Here is a 19,039-nt window from a genome sequence, read left to right as displayed (position 1 = left end):
TGATCAGGCGTCCTCGCGAACCGTCTTGGCCATTGCCGCCGCCCGCGCGGCGTTCTTCTCTTCCTCGGTCCAGACCTTGCGCTCGCGCTTCTGCTGCGGCTTGACCTGCTTGACCGGCCCACCGCCCAGCACGGGCGGGCGCATGGTCGAATTGCGTGCTTCTTCCGAATGCCAAGGATGATCGTCCCGCACGATCAACGTGCGCCCGATCTCCCGCTCCACATCGCGCAGCCACGCCCGCTGCTCGGCATCGCACAGCGTAATGGCAAAGCCGTTGCGGCCGGCGCGTCCGGTGCGGCCAATCCGGTGGACATAGCTTTCCGGCAGGCTCGGCAGGTCGTGGTTGAAAACATGCGTGACCGTATCGACGTCGATGCCGCGCGCCGCGATATCCGTCGCCACCAGGACCTGCGCGGTACCGGCGCGGAAGGCATCCAGTGCCCGTTCCCGCTGGCCCTGCGACTTGTTGCCGTGCAGGGCCTCGGCCGAGATGCCCGCCTCGGTGATGAAGGCGCAGACTTCGTTGGCGATGTTCTTCTGCAAGGTAAAGACCACGGCCTGGCCCATCCCCGGCGTCTGCAACAGCGCCAGTAGCGCCGCCTTCTTGTCGGCCGCGTCGACGAACATCACCGACTGCTCGATCCGCTCGACGGTGGTCGAGGGCGGGGCGATCTCGACCTTCGCCGGATCGCGCAGCAGGCTCTCGGCCAGCGCGGCGATGGATTTCGGCATCGTTGCCGAAAACAGCACGGTATGCCGGTCCTGCGGCAGCGTCGCGACGATCCGCTCGATCGGCTTGGCAAAGCCCATGTCGAGCATCTGGTCGGCCTCATCCAGCACCAGCGCCTCCAGTTGCGACAGGTCGCAGAGGCCCTGCGTGATCAGGTCCAGCAACCGCCCCGGCGTGGCCACGATGATATCCACGCCGGCCGCGAGCGCATTGATCTGATGAAACTGGCTGACACCGCCGAAAATCGTCGTCACGCTGGGCTGCTGGTGGCGGCCGAAGTTCCCGAACCCATCGGCGATCTGCGACACCAGTTCGCGCGTGGGCGCGAGCACCAGAACACGCGCGCCACCCTTGGGCGCCGGGCGCGGATCAGCGGCCAGCCGGTGCAGCAGCGGCAGCGCGAAAGAGGCGGTCTTGCCCGTGCCGGTCTGGGCCATGCCCAGCAGGTCGCGCCCTTCCAGCAGCAGCGGAATCGACTGCGCCTGGATCGGGGTCGGGGCGACATACCCTTCCTCGGCCAGCGCGCTGAGCAGGGTCGGCGCCAGGGAAAGATCGGCAAACGTCATGGACATGGTCGAGCGGCGCCTCCGGCGCTGAAGTAAGGCTGCGCCTGTTCGGGCATCGCTGGTTCGGGAAGCCGGACTTCTACGGGTGAAGCCACACCGCGTCAACGCGCGGGCGAAGGGCGATCCATCCGCATGATCGGCGCCGGTTACCGCCCGCCTGTCCGGCCGCTTTCTTGCAGGGCGCCCATCGGGGGCGCATCCTCCCCCAAGAACTCCACACCTGTTCAGGAGATGGATATTGGCTTCCCTGTTTACGCCCCTCCAGGTCGGTGACCTCACCCTGCCCAACCGGGTCATCATGGCGCCGCTCACGCGCCAGCGCGCGGGCGAGACCCACATCCCCAACGACCTGATGGCGACCTACTACGTCCAGCGATCGCTCGCGGGCCTGATCCTCTCGGAAGCAACCCCGGTCTCCCCCCAGGGCATCGGCTATGAAGGGGTACCCGGCATCTGGCTGCCCGAGCATGTCGCGGGCTGGAAGAAGGTCACATCGGCCGTGCACGCCGTCGGCGGCCGCATCTTCCTCCAGCTCTGGCATGTCGGCCGGATTTCCGACCCCGTCTTCCTCAACGGCGATCTGCCGGTCGCACCCAGCGCCATCGCGGCCAGGGGCCATGTCAGCCAGCTTCGCCCCCAGCGCCCCTACGTCACGCCAAGGGCGCTGGAAACCGACGAGATCCCCGGCATCGTCGCCGCCTTCCGGCGCGGCGCCGAACTGGCGAAGCAGGCCGATTTCGACGGCGTCGAGATCCACGGCGCGAACGGCTACCTGCTCGACCAGTTTTTGCAGGATTCCACCAACCACCGGACAGACCAGTATGGCGGCCCGATCGAGAACCGCGCCCGTCTGATGCTGGAGGTCACCGACGCCGCAATCGCCGTCTGGGGCGCCGGCCGGGTGGGCATGCACCTGGCCCCGCGATGCGACGCGCACGACATGGGCGACAGCAATCCGGCGGCCACCTTCGGCTACGTCGCCACCGAACTCGGGCGGCGCAAGATCGCCTTCCTCTGCGCGCGCGAGGCCGAGCGCTCCGACAGTCTCGGCCCGCACCTGAAAAAGGCATTCGGCGGCGTCTATATCGCCAACGAGGCCTTCACCGGCGCTTCCGCCGAACAGGCCATCGAGGAGGGCCGGGCCGACGCGGTCGCCTTCGGCAAGGCCTTTATCGCCAACCCCGACCTGCCCGAGCGGCTGAAGGCCGGCGCGGAGCTGACACCTCCCGACCTGTCCACATTCTACGGCGGCGATGCGCGCGGCTATGTCGACTATCCCACGCTCGGCGAATCCGGAGATTGAGCGCGAAGACGCCGCCATGGAGCATGGCGGCGTCACGCCCGGCCATTTAGCCAGCACGCCCCCGATGGGCTAAAATGTCCTCTCCACCACCCGGAGAGCCGCATGTCCCAGACGCCATCGCCCCACGAGATGATTCGCGTCCGCGGCGCCCGGGAACATAACCTCGAAAATGTGGATGTAGACCTGCCGCGCGACAGGCTGGTCGTCGTCACGGGCGTCTCGGGCTCGGGCAAGTCCTCGCTCGCCTTCGGGACGATCTATGCCGAGGCCCAGCGGCGCTACCTGGAATCCGTCTCTCCCTACGCGCGGCGGCTGTTCGACCAGATGCCGGTGCCGGTCGTCGCCTCCATCGACGGCCTGCCCCCGGCGGTCGCCCTCCAGCAGCAGCGGGGCGGCAGCAGCAGCCGGTCCAGCGTCGGCAGCCTGACCACGCTCTCCAACCTGCTGCGCATGCTCTATTCCCGCGCCGGCACCTACCCGCCCGGCTTGTCGCGGCTGGAGGCGGAATCCTTCTCTCCCAACACGCCCATGGGCGCCTGCCCGACATGCCACGGGCTGGGCCGCATCTATGACGTAACGGAAAAAACCCTCGTCCCCGACGACAGCCTGAGCATCCGCGACCGCGCGGTGGCTGCATGGCCCACGGCCTGGCAGGGGCAGAATTTCCGCGACATCCTGATCACGCGCGGCGTGGACGTCGACCGTCCCTGGCGCGACCTGCCGAAAAAGACCCGCGACTGGATCCTGTTCACCGAAGACACCCCGACCGAGCCCGTCTATCCGGGCCGCACGCACGCGCAGGTCCTGGACGCCATCGAGCGCGGCATCCCTGCGGACTATAACGGCACGTTCAGCGGGGCGCGGCGCTACGTGCTGCACACCTTCACGCAATCGCAGAGCGAAAAGATGCGCAGGCGGGCAGCCTCTTTCATGGTGTCCTCCCCCTGTCCCGCCTGTCACGGCCAGCGCCTGAACCCCGACGCCCTGCGCGTGACCTTCGACGGGCTGAACATCGCCGCCTTCGCGAACCGCCCGCTGGAAGACATCGCATCCGCCCTGCGCATATCGGCCCAGACTCTGGCAGGCGGTCAGGATGCCACGTCCGTCGCCGCACGCGGCATGGTCGACGCCATGATCGAGCGCATCGGCATCCTGCTCGATCTCGGGCTGGGCTATCTCCAGCTCGACCGGAGTGTGCAGACCCTCTCCCCCGGCGAATACCAGCGCCTCCGCCTGGGTACGCAGATCCGCTCCAACCTGTTCGGCGTGGTCTATGTGCTCGACGAGCCGAGTTCCGGCCTGCATCCCGCCGACACGCAGGCCCTCCTGCGCGCCCTGGACGGCCTGCGCGATGCCGGCAATTCGCTGATCGTGGTGGAACATAATCCCGATGTGATCCGCCGGGCGGAATGGCTGGTCGATGTCGGCCCCGATGCGGGCGAGCGGGGCGGGCGCATCCTCTATAGCGGCCTCCCCGACGGCCTGCGGAACGTGGAGGCCTCGCGCACCCGCCCTTACCTGTTCGATGCGGTACAACCGCGCACGACGCCGGTGCGCCAGCCGGCCGGACAGTTGAAACTGGCTGACATCTGCTGGAACAATCTGGATCACCTGTCCCTCACGCTTCCCCTCGGGGTCCTGGTGTCGGTCACGGGCGTCTCGGGCTCGGGCAAATCCAGCCTCGTCGGGCAGGCGCTGGTGTCGATCATGGCCCGCGCCCTGGGCCAGAATGTGGAGATCGACCCCGAGGACGACAGCACGGACGACACGCCTCCACCGGAGCATCGCGAACCGACCGGCACGGTCCTGGGCGGAGCCGGTCCGGTCAAACGCATGGTCATGATCGACCAGAAGCCGATCGGCCGCACCCCGCGCTCCAACCCGGCCACCTATACCGGCCTGTTCGACACGATCCGCCGCCTGTTCGCCGAAACGCCCGAGGCGAAAAAGCGCCGTTTCGACGCGGGATGGTTCTCTTTCAACGTCGCCAAGGGGCGCTGCCCGCGCTGCGAGGGCGTGGGCACGGTCGACGTGGAACTGCTGTTCCTGCCCACGGTGCAGACACCCTGTCCGGTCTGCCACGGCAGCCGGTACAAGGCCGAGGTACTGGAAATCCCGTGGAACGGACACAGCATTGCGGACGTGCTGGGCCTGAGCATCGACGATGCGTGCGATGTTTTCGCCGACGTACCCGTTCTGGCCAGGGGGTTCGACACGCTGCGCCGGGGCGGCCTGGGCTATCTGCGGCTGGGCCAGTCGGCGACCACGCTGTCAGGCGGCGAGGCCCAGCGCATCAAGCTGGCGACCGAGCTTCAGAAGCAGCGCGGCGGCCACGTCCTTTATGTTCTCGACGAGCCGACCACCGGCCTGCACCCGGCGGATGTGGACCGGCTGATGCATCAGCTCCAGGCGCTGGTCGACCAGGGCAACACGGTGGTGCTGGCCGAGCACGACATGCGGGTGGCGGCGGCCAGCGACTGGATCATCGATCTCGGCCCCGGAGCCGGCCGCAAAGGCGGCACCATCGTCGCCGCCGGCACCCCCACGCAGGTCGCGGCATCGGAACACAGCGTCACCGCCCCATTCCTGCGCCGCTACACCCACCCCGCCGCCCCGTAAACTCAAGGCCCAATAAGCGGTTTCCAAAGGCAAAGCCTTTGGCGGGTCCAGGGCAGAGCCCTGGCCTGCGAGGCCGTTTGCAAAGTCACCCTGCCGGCGATCCGACGGGCATTTTCTGCGCTTCGGTGCTCACGGGCATCAAGCCGGCTCCGCTCTGATGCTCAAAAATACCCGCCGGCCGTGCCGCTACGCGGCACTCTCGCTCGGCAGGCCGACTTTTCAAACGGCCTCTCTGCCCCACGCAGGCCAATGTTCCATCCGTCCTGAACGGCTCTGTCAGCCCGCCAGGGCCTGTTCGATAATCGCCAGCCCCTCGTCGATCACGCTGTCCGGCGCGGTCAGGGGCACGAGGATGCGCACCGTCTCGCCCAGCACGCCGCAGGAGAGCAGGATCAGCCCGCGTTCGGCCGCGCGGGCGCAGATCGTACCGGCACCACCCTTGCGGGGCGTCCTGCCGTCCGCTTCCAGAATATCGAAGCCGACCATGGCGCCGGGGCCGCGCGGGGCGCTGAACGGCACCAGCCCCGGCTTGCCGCGCAGGGCATCCAGCCGGTCGCGGATGCGCGCGCCGATGACATTGGCGCGGTCCACCAATCCTTCCTCGGCGATCACGTCCAGCACCGCCAGCCCGGCGGCGCAGGCCAGCGGCGCGCCGGCATAGGTGCCGCCCAGTCCGCCGGGGCCGACGGCGTCCATCAGTTCGGCACGGCCGATCACGCCCGAGAGCGGCATGCCGCCACCCAGCGACTTGGCCACGCACACCAGGTCGGGCGCCACGCCGGAGAGTTCGATGCCGAACAGTTTGCCGGTGCGGGCGAAGCCGGTCTGCACCTCGTCGGCAATCAGCTTGATCCCGTGCGTGTCGCAGACGGCGCGCAGGGCTTGCAGCAATTGGGTGGGGGCGGGGCGGAAGCCGCCTTCGCCCTGCACGGGCTCGATGATGATGGCGGCGACCTGCGTGGGGTCGATATCCGCCGCGAACAGCAGGTTCAGCGCGCGCAGGCTGTCGGCCACCGAAATCTCGCCGGCCGGGAAGGGCAGGTGATAGACGCCGCCGGGCATGGTGCCGAAGGGCGCCTTGTAGGGCTGCACCTTGCCCGTCAGGGCCGAGGCCAGCAGCGTGCGGCCATGAAAGCCGCCGGTAAAGGCCACCACGCCGCTGCGTCCGGTGGCGGCGCGGGCGATCTTCACCGCGTTCTCGGTGGCTTCGGCCCCAGTCGTGAACAGGATGGTCTTGGCCGGGCCGGGGAAGGGGGCCAGCGCATTCAGCCGCTCGGCCAGCGCGATATAGGATTCGTAGGGCGCGACCTGGAACGCCGTATGGGTGAACAGGTCGAGCTGCCGCCGCACCGCTTCCATCACCTTCGGGTGACGGTGGCCGACATTCAGCACCGCGATGCCGCCGGCAAAATCGATGTAGCGCCGGCCCTCGACATCCCACAATTCGGCATTTTCCGCGCGGGCGGCGTGGATGGTGGTGGCCGAGCCGACGCCGCGCGGCACAGCCGCCTCGCGCCGCGCCTGAAGGGCGGAATTGGTGGATGACATGGTCGCCTGTCCTCGCTGTCTGAAGGGCCTGGTCCGCACGGGAAGGGGTACCTGCCGACGCCGTACCGTGGGCGCTTGTACCGCCCGCGTCCCCGGCGCGGGAGACGCCTTGTCGGTCATCGGTGGTGCCTTTCTGTCACCATCCTGTCATGGCGCCTCCGGTGGCCAGCATGGGGGGGCATGTGTATGGTGCGCCCACTTCGGACCGGGGGTGGTGCCTGCCTCGCGCGCCGAAAGGGGGGAACGAGTCGAAGACCGCCCATGCATGACGTTATCCTCAGCCTGATCCTGCTGTTCGTCGCCGCTTTCAGCAGCCTGGCCGTCCGCCTGCTCCCGGTAGCTATCCCCTTGCCATTATTGCAGATCGCCCTGGGCGTGCTGGGGTCGATCGCCGGGCTGCATGTCACGCTCGACCCGGACATGTTCATGCTGCTGTTCATCCCGCCGCTGCTGTTCCGCGATGCGTTCCATATGCCGATGCGCGAATTCGGCCAGTTGCGCGGTATCATCTTCGCCCTGGCGGGGCCGATGGTGCTGGCGACGACCATCCTGTGCGGGTACGCCATTCACTTCATGTTGCCCCCCATGCCGCTGCCGGTCTGCTTTGCGCTGGCCGCAGTGCTGTCGCCGACCGACGCGGTGGCCGTGGGCGGCATGCTGGGCACCTCGGTGCCGCGCACCATCGTCCATATGCTCGAAGGCGAATCCCTGCTGAACGACGCCTCGGGCCTCGTCTGCTTCCGCTTCGCCACCGTCGCCGCCATGACCGGCGCGTTCTCGCTGCGCGGCGCGCTCACCACCTTCAGCCTGCTGTCGCTGGGCGGGATTGCGATCGGCATCGCGGTCTGCCTGGCGGCGGCGCGGCTCGACAAGATCCTGCTCGCCCGCGGCTATGACGACCCGCCGACGCAGATCACCTTCATGCTGCTGCTGCCCTTCGCCGCCTATATGTCGGCCGAGGCGGTGGGCTGCTCGGGCATCCTGGCGGCGGTGGCGGGCGGCATGACCATCAAGCTGACGGGCGTGCTGCAGGAAACCCAGATCACCACCCGTCTCCAGGCCCGCACGATGTGGGACATGGTCGGGTTCATCTTCAATTCGGTCATCTTCCTGCTGCTGGGCCTGCAACTGCCGGCGCTGGCCACCAACGGCATGGCGCTGGTCCGCGCGGCCGACCGCTCGCCGTGGATGCTGCTGCTGCTGATCGTCGCCATCCATGTGGCGATGTGCATCCTGCGCGTGGCCGGGCTGGCGCTGATCCTGGGCATCGCGGCCTGGCGCGCGCGGCACGATCACGGCGTGTTCCACTGGCCCGGCTGGCGCGGCCTGCTGGTCACCACCGTCGCGGGCGTGCGCGGTGCCGTCACGCTGGCGGCGGTGCTGTCGCTGCCGCAGGCGGCCGAGGGCGTGGCGGGCTTTCCGGCGCGCGACGTGTTGGTCACCGTGTCGGTGGGGGTCATCCTGGTCTCGCTGCTCACGGCCAGCTTCTCGCTGCCATGGCTGACGAAGGGCCTGATGGACGGCATGGTCGACCCCCAGGCGCGCGAGATCAGCTGGGCGCGGCTGGTGCTGGTGCGCACGATGCTGCGCGCCATGCGCGAGGAGCAGCAGGGCCTGGCCACCCGTGGCAAGGGCCGCGACGAGACTGCCGAAATGCGGATCGAGATCATCGCCCGGCTGATGCAGGAATATGAAAACCGGCTGAACCAGCTCCGCCGCAACACCAGCGGCGAGGCCAGCGCGGCCCAGATCACCTCGATCCGCCGCATGCGCCTGGAACTGGCCCTGCGGCTGAACAACCTGCGCACCTCACGGATCGAACTGCGCAACCTGCGCGACGCGCAATACATCAACGACGAGACCGAAGCTTCTCTGATGCAGGAGATGGATTACGAGGAGCAGGTGCTCAGGAACCGCGCCCGAAGCCTCCCCCGCGTCAACTAGGAGGCTGTTCCAAAAGCCCCGCTGGCGGCGGCCTGACGGCAGTTTCCTGCGCTTCGGTGCTCACGGCCCACAAGGCCGCTCCGCTCCGATGCTCGAAAACCACCGCCAGACGCATGGCTTGCGCCATGCTTCCACGCACCATCGGAACTTTTGAAACAGCCTCCAAAATCCTGCCCGTCACCGCGCGCTGGTGGCGGTCCGACGCGCGTTTCCTGCGCTTCGCTGCTCACGGCCCATAAGGCCGCTCCGCTGCGATGCTCGGAAACACACGCCGGGCGCGGCCCTTCGGGCCGCTCCCACTCACCAGCCCACGGTGCCGGGCAGGATTTTCCTTGTTTCAAACTGGTCTGGGTACCCGGAACCGGCACCCAATGGTCTCCGACCCGACCCTCAGATCGAACGCGGGCGGCGGGGCGGGCCGCCGGCGGGGTGGGGGCCGCGGCCTTCGGGGCGCGGGTTGCGCGGGCTTGTGCCGGATTCTTTCAGAACCGGGGCGGCGGCCAGTTCGGCTTCAAGCTGGCGGATACGCTTCTGCACGCTCTCGCGCAGCGTGGGGGCGGTGTGCGACTTCATGGTCGCGAGCGTCTCGCGCAGGTCGCGCAACTGCTTCTGCTTTTCCGCGTGCGTGCGCCGGATCGGCTGGTTGTCGGACATCTGGCCGTGAAATGCGCGCATGATGGTGGTCCATGTCAAAAATGAAAAAAGGCCGGGCAGGCCCGGGCAGAGGTGAAGAAACGCGCCAGACGCGCGAACGGCCATAAGCGGGTACAAGAAGTCCCTGGCCGCACGGCGCCCCCACCGGGGGGGGCCATGGGGCCCGTATCCGGTGGCGGATCGGCGGTCAGTCCGCGTTTCGGTTCAGGATGGCTTTCAACGCATCGGCCAGGCTCCGACATTCCTCGTCGGTACCCACCGTAATGCGCAGCCATTCCGCGATCCGGGGCGTCCTGAAATGACGCACGATGATCGACCGCTCCCGCAGGGCGGCGGCCAGAGCGGCGGCGTCACGATCAGGGTGGCGGGCGAACACGAAATTCGCCTGCGAGGGCAATACCTCGAACCCCAGACTGTTCAGGCTGGAAACCAGCCCGCTTCGGGTATCTATGATCTTTCCCGTGGTTCGCGCAAGCCATTCCCGATCGGCGATCGCCGCTTCCGCGCCCGCCTGGGCCAGACGGTCCAGCGGGTAGGAATTGAAGCTGTCCTTCACCCGGTTCAGCGCCTCGATCAGGTCCGGCTGGCCGATCGCATAGCCCACGCGCAGCCCCGCCAGCCCGTGCGATTTCGACAGGGTACGCACCACCAGCAGGTTCGCATGCTGGCGCACCAGCCCGATCGCGGTATCGGCGCCGAAATCGACATACGCCTCGTCGATCACCACCACCCGCTCGGGGTGCGCGCGCAGCAGGGTTGCGATCTCGTCCAGCCCCAGCGCAATGCCGGTCGGCGCGTTGGGGTTGGGCAGCACGATCCCGCCGCAGGGCCGGCGATAGGCCTCCACATCCACCCGCATCGCCTCGTCCAGCGGCACCGGCTCATGCGCAATGCCGTACAGGCCGCAATAGACGGGGTAGAAGCTGTAGGTGATGTCGGGCGTCAGCAGCGGCGCGTCATGTTGCAGCAGGGCCTGGAACGTATGGGCCAGCACCTCGTCCGAGCCGTTGCCGATGAAGACCTGCTCCATCTCCACCCCATGCGCCCTGGCGATGGCGGCGCGCAGCCGGTCCGAGCCCGGATCGGGATACAGGCGCAGCGTATCGTCGGCGGCGGCGCGAATCGCGGCCAGCGCGGCGGGCGAGGGGCCGTAGGGGGATTCGTTGGTATTGAGCTTGATCAGGTTCGCCAGCTTCGGCTGCTCGCCGGGAACATAGGGCGTCAGGCTGTGGACGATCGGGCTCCAGAAACGGCTCATGACGGGTTCCGCTGACGCGAGAATAGGGAATGGCCCGGCAAGGCGCCGGGCCACGTTCGTTCTAATCCAACCCGCGCCGGACGGAAACGCCCGTCCGGCATAGGCCTCAAGTGGCCGGCATCAACGCCGTGACCTCGGCCAGACCCAACTGCGCCGCCAGCATGCGCGCGCTGTTGCCCTCGCCGTCGCGCAGGTCGGGGTCCGCCCCGCTTTCCAGCAGGAAGGCGGCCATGGCGCCCCGGTTGAACATCACCGCGAAGATCAGCGGCGTGCGCCCCGCATGGTTCGGCGCATCCAGCGCCGCCCCGGCTGCGATCAACTGCCGCGCCACCGCCAGATTGCCCTTGAAGGCCACGCCGGCCAGAGCGGTCGCCCCCTTGTCGTCGCGCAGATCCACGCTGGCGCCGCCGGCCAGCAGGGCGGCCACGGTGTCGGCATGGCTGTTATAGGCCGCCAGAATCAGCGCCGAATGCCCGCGCTCGTTGCGCGTGTCGGGGTCCATCCCGGCAGCGAGGAAGCCGGTCACCAGATCGGTCTGGCCATCGCGTGCGGCATCCAGGAACAGGCGGCTGATCTGCTCGGGGGTGAAGGACGCGGCGTCTTCATCCACCGGAGCATCCACGGGGGCGGTCGGGGTATCGGGATCGGTGCTGGTCATCGCGGCCTCGCTGTCGGTCATCTGGAACGGGTTCTAGCCGCTGGCGCCCTGCCGCGCGAGGTCGTGCCGCGCGTGGGCCGGCCGCCTGGGGGTCATGGCACGGCATTCGCCATGGCCCAGCCCGACGAAACGCTCGTCCGCCAGCCCGGCGGCGGCGCGGGCGGCGGCCAGCCGGCGCAGCGGCTCGTCATAGGGCTCGTCGGTCAGGCGAAAGGTGCCGTAATGCATGCCCACCGCCTGCCCGGCATCCAGGTCGATCATGGCCGAAACCGCTTCCTCCGGGGTCACATGCACCGGCTCCATCAGAAAGCGCGGGTCATAGGCCCCCACCGGCAGCAGCGCGATATCCGGCGCCCCCAGCCGTGCGCCGATCTGCGCCCAGTGGCGCCCATGCCCGCTATCCCCGGCAAAGAACACCGAGGGCGAAGGCCCGTCGCCGACGGGGCGGATATCGAACCCGCACCAAAGCGCGCGGTTGGCATCGAAGGGCGTGCGGGCCGACCCATGCCGCGCCGGGGTGCTGGTGATGCGCATCCCGCCCACATCATGGTGCTGCCACCAGTCGCATTCCACGATCGCGCGCACGCCCGCCTTGCGCACATGCCGCGCATTGCCCGGCGGGGTAATCACCAGCGGCGCATCGCGCCGCCCCAGCGCGGCCAGGCTCGGCAGGTCCAGATGGTCGTAATGACAGTGCGACACCAGCACCACATCCACCCGGGGCAGCGTATCGAGGCTGCGCCCCGGCGGCAGCGCCCGCCGCGGCCCGGCCCAACTGACGGGCGAGCAGCGGTCGGAGAAGATCGGGTCGGTCAGCACCGTCAGCGCCGTGCCGTCGGCACGCGGCAGCCGCAGCAGGAAGGTGCTGTGCCCGATGAAGGTGACAAGGGCGGTGCCGGGGGCGGGCAGGGCGTGCGGGTCGCCCACCGGCGGCGGCACCGGCGGGGCTGGCCACGCGGGCAGCCGCCGCCGACGCCACTGCCAGCGCAGGATCTCCCCCAGCCCCACACGCCGGCGCTGGAGCTGCTGGGGCAGGATGGAGAGCGGGTTGAAGAATCGGCGCCCGTCGCAATGATCCGACACCGGCAGGGGGGATGGCGACATGGGCGGGGTCTCCTTGTGCATTCTTCTTATGGCGCGTCCGGCACCCCGTGGAAAAGCCGCGTTTCGGAAAACCGGTCGAGGATTCGTGAATATCCGGGACTGGAAACCTGCGGCTACGAGGCGTTCTAATGGCGACAGCCGGCCCAGCGCGGCGTGGCGACTTGCCGAGGGAGGGGAGACCGTGAGAAGGTCGCTCCCGGTTCTTCATCCGGCCCGACCATCGGACCATAACCGGATGACAAAAATATGAAGAACAGGATCCCAGTGGGCGGGCCTTCCTCCGCCCATCTGTGACGAATCTTGCCTGCTGTCATGCGCCCCGCCGCATGGGCGGTTGTCGGGCGCCAGGCCCGGTCAGATGAGCGAGACACGGTCACCCTCATACGGAGAAGATGGTTTAATGCGTTCTATGATCACCCAGCCCGTGCGGGCGTTCGAGGGTGGGGCGGCCGGGCCGTCCGCCGAGGACCTGCTGTGCATCGACACCATTCGCACCCTGTCGATGGATGCCGTCCAGAAGGCGAATTCCGGGCACCCGGGCACGCCGATGGCGATGGCCGCGCCCGCGTTTGCGCTGTGGCAGAACGTGCTGAGCTACGACCCCGCCGACCCGCTGTGGCCGAATCGCGACCGTTTCGTGCTCTCGATCGGCCATGCGTCGATGCTGATCTACTCGCTGATCTACCTGGCCGGCGTGCGCGACGTGAAGAACGGCAAGGTGCTGGACGCCCCGGCGCTGACGCTGGAAGACCTCAAGCAGTTCCGCCAGCTCGATTCCCGCACCCCCGGCCACCCGGAATACCACCACACGGCGGGCGTCGAGACCACGACCGGTCCGCTGGGCCAGGGCTGCGGCAATTCGGTCGGCATGGCGATCGCCGAGAAATGGCTGGCCACGCGCTTCAACAAGCCGGGCTTCGACCTGTTCGACTATCACACCTACACCTTTTGCGGTGACGGCGACATGATGGAGGGCGTGGCCAGCGAGGCCGCCTCCACCGCCGGCCATCTCAAGCTGGGCAACCTGACCTGGATCTACGACAGCAACCAGATCTCGATCGAAGGCTCGACCAACCTCGCCTTCACCGAGAATGTCGGCAAGCGCTTCGAGGCCTATGGCTGGCACGTGCTGGAGGTCCGCAACGCCAACGACCAGGCGGCCTTCCTGGCCGCGCTGGCCGAGGCGAAGGCCGAGACCACCCGCCCGACCCTGATCATCGTCCATTCCGTCATCGGCTTCGGTGCCCCCAAGAAGGCCGGCACCGCCGCCGCCCATGGCGAGCCCCTGGGCGACGAGGAAATCCTGGGCGCCAAGAAGGCCTATGGCTGGACCAACGACACCCCCTTCTACGTCCCCGACGGCGTGCAGGCGATTTTCCAGAAGGGCCTGGGCGCCCGTGGCGCCGAAGCCAGCGCGAAGTGGAAGGCGCTGTACACCGCCTACGCCAGGGAATATCCCGACCAGGCGAAGGAACTGGACGCCATCCTGTCCGGCAGCCTGCCCGAAGGCTGGGACAAGGACATCCCGACCTACGACGCCAACCCCAAGGGCGTGGCCTCCCGCGCCAGCTCGGGCGAGGTGCTCAACGCCATCGCGCCCAACCTGCCGTGGCTGATCGGCGGCTCGGCCGACCTCTCGCCGTCGACCAAGACCAACCTCACCTTCCAGGGCGCCGGCGCATTCCAGCCGCCGGAATGGAACGGCACCTATGGCGGGCGCAACCTGCATTTCGGCGTGCGCGAGCATGCCATGGGCTCGATCTGCAACGGCATCTCGCTGTCGGGCATCCGCGCCTATTGCTCGGGCTTCCTGATCTTCTCGGATTACATGAAGCCGCCGATCCGTCTCTCGGCGCTGATGCACCAGCCGGTGGTCTATATCTTCACCCATGATTCGATCGGCGTGGGCGAAGACGGCCCGACCCACCAGCCGATCGAGCAGCTCGTGCAGCTTCGCGCGACGCCGGGCGTCACCACCATCCGCCCCGCCGACGCCAACGAGGTCGCCGAGGCGTGGCGCACGCTGATCCCGCTGACCGACCGCCCCTCGGTGCTGATCCTCAGCCGCCAGAACCTGCCGACGCTCGACCGCACGGTCTACGCCCCGGCCTCCGGCCTCGCCAAGGGCGCCTACGTGCTGGCCGACAGCGACGGCACGCCCGATGTCATCCTGATGGCGACCGGCAGCGAGGTCGGCCTGGTGGTCTCGGCCTACGAGACGCTGAAGGCCGAGGGCGTGAAGGCCCGCGTGGTCTCCATGCCGTCGTGGGACCTGTTCGAGGCCCAGCCGCAGGCATACCGCGACAGCGTGCTGCCGCCCTCCGTCACCGCCCGCGTGGCGGTCGAGATGGCCTCGCCCATCGGGTGGGACCGCTATGTCGGCCTCCAGGGCGCGATCATCGCGATGCACGGCTTCGGCGCCTCCGCCCCGGCCGGCGCGCTGCTGAAGAAGTTCGGCTTCACGGTCGACGCCGTGCTGGCACAGGCCCGCGCGCTGCTGGCCAAATGACCACCCGCGGCCGCGCCCGGCAAGGGAGCGGCCCGGCCCGGATTGACCGGAAAAAGACGGGGAGGGCCGGCCATATGCCCGCTCTCTCCGCCATGAAATCTGAAGGAGCAACACCATGAACGTCGTACAGAAGGCGGGTGTGCAGGGCAGCGCCAATCCGCTCAAGGCGCTCGAATCATTCGGCCAGTCCCCGTGGCTGGACTTCATCCAGCGGTCGTACACCGACAATGGCAGCCTCAAGAAGCTGGTGGACGAGGACGGCCTGAAAGGCGTCACCTCCAACCCCGCCATCTTCCAGAAGGCGATGGGCCAGGGCACGGATTACGACCCGCAATACAAGGACATCCTGTCCCACCACATCGTCGATGCCGGCACGCTGTACGAGACCATGGCCATCGACGACATCAAGGCGGCAGCGAAGGTCCTGTATCCGGTCTATGAGGCCACCAAGGGCCTGGACGGCTATGTCAGCCTCGAAGTCTCGCCCTACCTGGCCCGCGACACGCACGGCACGATCGACGAGGCCCGCCGCCTGTGGAAGGCGGTCGATGCCCGCAACCTGATGATCAAGATCCCCGGCACCGACGAGGGCGCGCCCGCCGTGCGCACCGTCATCGCCGACGGGCTGAACATCAACGTCACGCTGCTCTTCTCGCTCGACGCCTACAAGGCGGTGCTGGAAGCCTATATCGCGGGTCTGGAAGACCGCCACGCCAAGGGCCTGCCGGTCTCGGGCATCGCCAGCGTCGCCTCCTTCTTCGTCAGCCGCATCGACGGCAAGATCGACAAGAAGATCGACCAGCGCATCGCCGCCGGTGACAAGGACGCCGAGGCGCTGAAGGCCCTGCGCGGCAAGGTCGCCATCGCCAACGCCAAGATGGCCTACCTGCACTGGCAGGAGGTGACGAAGTCCGAGCGCTGGCAGAAGCTGGCGGCCCTGGGCGCGCAGACGCAGCGCCTGCTGTGGGCCAGCACCGGCACCAAGGACAAGGCGTACAGCGACGTGCTGTATGTCGAGGAGCTGATCGGCCCCGACACGGTCAACACCATCCCGCCAGCGACGTTCGACGCCTTCCGCGACCACGGCAAGGTCCGCCCCTCGCTGACCGAGGATGTCGAGGGCGCGCGCCACGTCATGAAAGAGGCCGAGCGCCTGGGCCTGGACCTGGCCGGCGTCACCGTCACGCTGGTCGATGAGGGCGTGGCCTCCTTCGCCGATGCGTTCGACGACCTGCTGGGCTCGGTCGCCCGCAAGCAGAACGTGCTGCTGGGCGAGCATCTGACGGAAACGAAGCTGGACCTCCCCGCCGAGATCGACGCGGCGGTCAAGGCCAGCCTCGAAGACTGGCGCAAGGACGGCACCGTCCGCCGCCTCTGGGCGCGCGACGCCACGGTCTGGACCGGCAAGGACGAGGCCAAATGGCTGAAATGGCTCGGCATCGTCGATGACCGCCTGGCCGACCTGCCGGCGCTGGACGCCTTCCAGGCCGAAGTGAAAGCCAAGGGCTTCAAGGACATCCTGCTGCTGGGCATGGGCGGATCGAGCCTGGGTCCGGAAGTGCTGGCCGAGACCTTCGGCAAGCATGAAGGCTTCCCGCATCTCTACGTGCTCGACAGCACCGATCCGCAGCAGATCAGCGCCTTCGAGAAGAAAGTTGATCTGGCGAAGACCCTGTTCATCGTCTCGTCCAAGTCGGGCGGCACGCTGGAGCCCAACATCCTCAAGGCCTATTTCTTCGAGGCCGCGAAGAAGGTGCTGGGTGACAAGGTCGGCAGCCATTTCGTGGCGGTGACCGATCCCGGCTCGCACATGGAAGAGGTCGCGAAGAAGGACGGCTTCTGGAAGATCTTCTACGGCGAGAAGGAAATTGGCGGCCGCTATTCGGTGCTGTCCAATTTCGGCATCGTCCCGGCCGCCGCTTCCGGCGTGGCGCTCAAGCCCTTCCTCGACAGCGCGCTGTATGGCGCCCGTGCCTCTGCCGCCTCGGTCCCGCCCGCGCTCAATCCGGGCGTGCAGCTCGGTACCGTGCTGGGCGTGGCCGCCACCCGGTTCGGCCGCGACAAGGTGACGATCGTCGCCTCGCCCGGCATCCACGACCTGGGCGCGTGGCTGGAACAGCTCATCGCGGAATCGACCGGCAAGATCGGCCGCGGCCTCGTCCCCATCGATCAGGAAACGCTGGGCGCCCCCGCGCTGTACGGCAAGGACCGCGTCTTCGCCTATCTGCGCCTGGCCTCGAAGCCCGACGCCGAGCAGGACGAAGCGATCAAGGCCCTGATCGCGGCCGGCGAACCGGTGGTCACGATCACGCTGCACCACCCGCGCCAGATCGCGCAGGAATTCTTCCATTGGGAATTCGCCACCGCCGTCGCCGGTTCGATCCTCGGCATCGACCCGTTCGACCAGCCGGATGTCGAAGCCTCCAAGATCGAAACCAAGAAGCTGACGACGGCCTATAACGAGACCGGCAAGCTGCCGCCGGAAACCCCGTTCGCGACCGACGGCGCCTTCGCCTTCTTCGCCGACCCGGCCAACGCGGCGGTGCTCAAGGGCGCATCCACGGCCGAGATCCTCAAGGCCCATTTCGGCCGCGTGGGCGCGGGCGATTATGTCGGCCTGCTGGCCTATGTGCAGCGCGACGCGGCGACGATCGCATGGATCCAGGCCACCCGCCTGACCATCCGCGACGCGCTGAAGGTGGCGACGGCGGCCGAATTCGGGCCGCGCTTCCTGCACTCCACCGGGCAGGCCTACAAGGGCGGGCCCAACAGCGGCGTGTTCCTGCAGATCACGGCCGACGACGTGGCCGACCTGCCGGTACCGGGCGAGAAATACACGTTCGGCGTGGTCAAGGCCGCGCAGGCGCGGGGCGATTTCGACGTGCTGGCCGAACGCGGCCGGCGCGCGCTGCGGGTGCATATCTCGGGCGATCTGGCCTCGGGCCTGCGGGCCCTGGCCCAGGCGATCGGCGCCGCCCTCTGATCTGGACGGCCCCGCCCATACGGGGCGGGGCACCCCCCGGCATCAAGCCAATCCGCCGGGGGCTGGCTTATGCGCGGCGCGATGCCGCGTGATGGAGACATGACATTATGCAAATCGGCATCATCGGTCTGGGCCGCATGGGTGGCAACATCGCCGTCCGCCTCTCCCGCCACGGGCACGACGTGGTCCTGTTCGACCGCGACCCCGCCACGGTGGGCAAGGTCCGCGACCGGACCGAGGGCGGGCGCGGCGTCGCCGCCGACAGCGTCCCCGACCTGGTGAGCAAGCTGACGGCCGCGCGCAAGATCGTATGGGTCATGCTCCCCGCCGGCGAGATCACCGAGGCAGCGGTGCAGGAACTGTCTGGCCTGCTCGGCCGCGACGACATCCTGATCGACGGCGGCAATACCTATTACAAGGACGACATCCGCCGCGCCGCCCAGCTTGCGGAAAAGGGCATCCACTATATCGACGTCGGCACCTCCGGCGGCGTGTGGGGCCTGGAGCGCGGCTACTGCATGATGTACGGCGGCACCAAGGATTCGGCCGACCATATCGACCCGATCCTCGAAGCCCTCGCGCCGGGCAAGGGCGACGTTCCCCCCACGCCCGACCGCGACAAGCCGGGCCTCGATCCCCGCGCCGAGAAGGGCTACCTGCATTGCGGCCCCGCCGGTTCCGGCCATTTCGTGAAAATGGTCCATAACGGCATCGAATACGGCATGATGCAGGCCTTCGCCGAAGGCTTCGACATCATGAAGACCAAGAACTCGCCGGCCCTTCCCGAAGACCAGCGCTTCGACCTGAACATGGCCGACATCGCCGAAGTCTGGCGCCGGGGCAGCGTGGTGTCCTCCTGGCTGCTGGACCTGACGGCGGAAGCCCTGGCCAAGAACGCCTCGCTCTCCGAATTCACCGGCGAGGTCGCGGATTCCGGCGAAGGCCGCTGGACGCTCGAAGCCGCGATCGAGGAATCGGTGCCGGCCCCGGTCATCACCGCCTCGCTGTTCACGCGCTTCCGCTCGCGCACCGGCAACAACTACGCCGAGAAGATCCTCTCCGCCATGCGCTTCGGCTTCGGCGGGCATGTCGAGAAAAAGTAAGGGTATTGCGCCGGAAACGGTAAGGTCTTGCCTGTGGAATGCGTTCCACAGGCAAGTATC

12 protein-coding genes are annotated in these 19,039 nt (G+C 68.1%); 6 read left to right on the top strand and 6 right to left on the bottom strand.

The annotated features are described in order from the left end of the window. Positions 1-3: 3 nt before the first annotated feature. Complete coding sequence (locus ACMAUO_RS09175; RefSeq protein ID WP_420356608.1) at positions 4-1,302, bottom strand: DEAD/DEAH box helicase; 1,299 nt, start codon at positions 1,300-1,302, stop codon at positions 4-6. Positions 1,303-1,534: 232 nt separating this feature from the next. Between ACMAUO_RS09175 and ACMAUO_RS09170 the strand changes: the two genes are divergently transcribed. Both ACMAUO_RS09170 and ACMAUO_RS09165 read left to right on the top strand, forming a co-directional pair. Beyond that, positions 1,535-2,599, top strand: coding sequence for an alkene reductase (locus tag ACMAUO_RS09170; protein WP_420356607.1), 1,065 nt, complete (start codon positions 1,535-1,537; stop codon positions 2,597-2,599). Positions 2,600-2,701: 102 nt separating this feature from the next. Further along, the gene (locus ACMAUO_RS09165; protein ID WP_420356606.1) at positions 2,702-5,218 is read left to right on the top strand and encodes an excinuclease ABC subunit UvrA; all 2,517 of its coding nucleotides are present in this window, start codon (positions 2,702-2,704) and stop codon (positions 5,216-5,218) included. A 276-nt stretch (positions 5,219-5,494) separates the two neighbouring features. Here the strand turns inward: ACMAUO_RS09165 and gabT are convergent, their stop codons facing one another. After that, positions 5,495-6,766, bottom strand: a complete 1,272-nt coding sequence (gene gabT, locus ACMAUO_RS09160; protein WP_420356605.1) for a 4-aminobutyrate--2-oxoglutarate transaminase — start codon at positions 6,764-6,766, stop codon at positions 5,495-5,497. A 261-nt stretch (positions 6,767-7,027) separates the two neighbouring features. Here gabT and ACMAUO_RS09155 point away from each other — a divergent pair, with 261 nt between their 5' ends. Next, positions 7,028-8,710: a Na+/H+ antiporter gene (locus ACMAUO_RS09155; RefSeq protein WP_420356604.1), complete on the top strand. Its 1,683-nt coding sequence runs from the start codon at positions 7,028-7,030 to the stop codon at positions 8,708-8,710. A 390-nt stretch (positions 8,711-9,100) separates the two neighbouring features. Here ACMAUO_RS09155 and ACMAUO_RS09150 read toward each other — a convergent pair whose 3' ends face one another. The 4 genes from ACMAUO_RS09150 to ACMAUO_RS09135 form a co-directional block, all read right to left on the bottom strand. Further along, a complete protein-coding gene (locus ACMAUO_RS09150; protein WP_420356603.1) occupies positions 9,101-9,385 on the bottom strand; it encodes a hypothetical protein in 285 nt (94 codons plus the stop codon). A 166-nt stretch (positions 9,386-9,551) separates the two neighbouring features. Then, positions 9,552-10,622 (bottom strand): histidinol-phosphate transaminase, encoded by a 1,071-nt coding sequence (hisC, locus tag ACMAUO_RS09145; RefSeq protein ID WP_420356602.1) that lies wholly within the window; start codon positions 10,620-10,622, stop codon positions 9,552-9,554. A 106-nt stretch (positions 10,623-10,728) separates the two neighbouring features. After that, positions 10,729-11,280 (bottom strand): ankyrin repeat domain-containing protein, encoded by a 552-nt coding sequence (locus ACMAUO_RS09140; protein ID WP_420357244.1) that lies wholly within the window; start codon positions 11,278-11,280, stop codon positions 10,729-10,731. A gap of 33 nt (positions 11,281-11,313) precedes the next feature. After that, positions 11,314-12,384, bottom strand: a complete 1,071-nt coding sequence (locus ACMAUO_RS09135) for an MBL fold metallo-hydrolase (protein WP_420356601.1) — start codon at positions 12,382-12,384, stop codon at positions 11,314-11,316. Positions 12,385-12,784: 400 nt separating this feature from the next. On the opposite strand from ACMAUO_RS09135, the gene tkt reads away from it, so the two are divergent. From tkt to gnd, 3 genes are all read left to right on the top strand, one after another. Beyond that, positions 12,785-14,893, top strand: a complete 2,109-nt coding sequence (tkt, locus tag ACMAUO_RS09130) for a transketolase (protein WP_420356600.1) — start codon at positions 12,785-12,787, stop codon at positions 14,891-14,893. Positions 14,894-15,008: 115 nt separating this feature from the next. Then, positions 15,009-17,876: a bifunctional transaldolase/phosoglucose isomerase gene (locus ACMAUO_RS09125; protein ID WP_420356599.1), complete on the top strand. Its 2,868-nt coding sequence runs from the start codon at positions 15,009-15,011 to the stop codon at positions 17,874-17,876. Between the two features lie 107 nt (positions 17,877-17,983). Then, entirely contained in the window at positions 17,984-18,979 is a 996-nt protein-coding gene (gene gnd, locus ACMAUO_RS09120; protein WP_420356598.1) for a phosphogluconate dehydrogenase (NAD(+)-dependent, decarboxylating), read from the top strand. Positions 18,980-19,039 lie beyond the last annotated feature (60 nt).

It is taken from the genome of Gluconacetobacter brunescens (genome assembly GCF_048695475.1).
In the GTDB taxonomy this organism is placed as follows: Bacteria; Pseudomonadota; Alphaproteobacteria; order Acetobacterales; family Acetobacteraceae; genus Gluconacetobacter.
The sequence above is the reverse complement of the archived record's forward strand: the minus strand, read 5'-3'. Positions and strand labels throughout refer to the sequence as shown.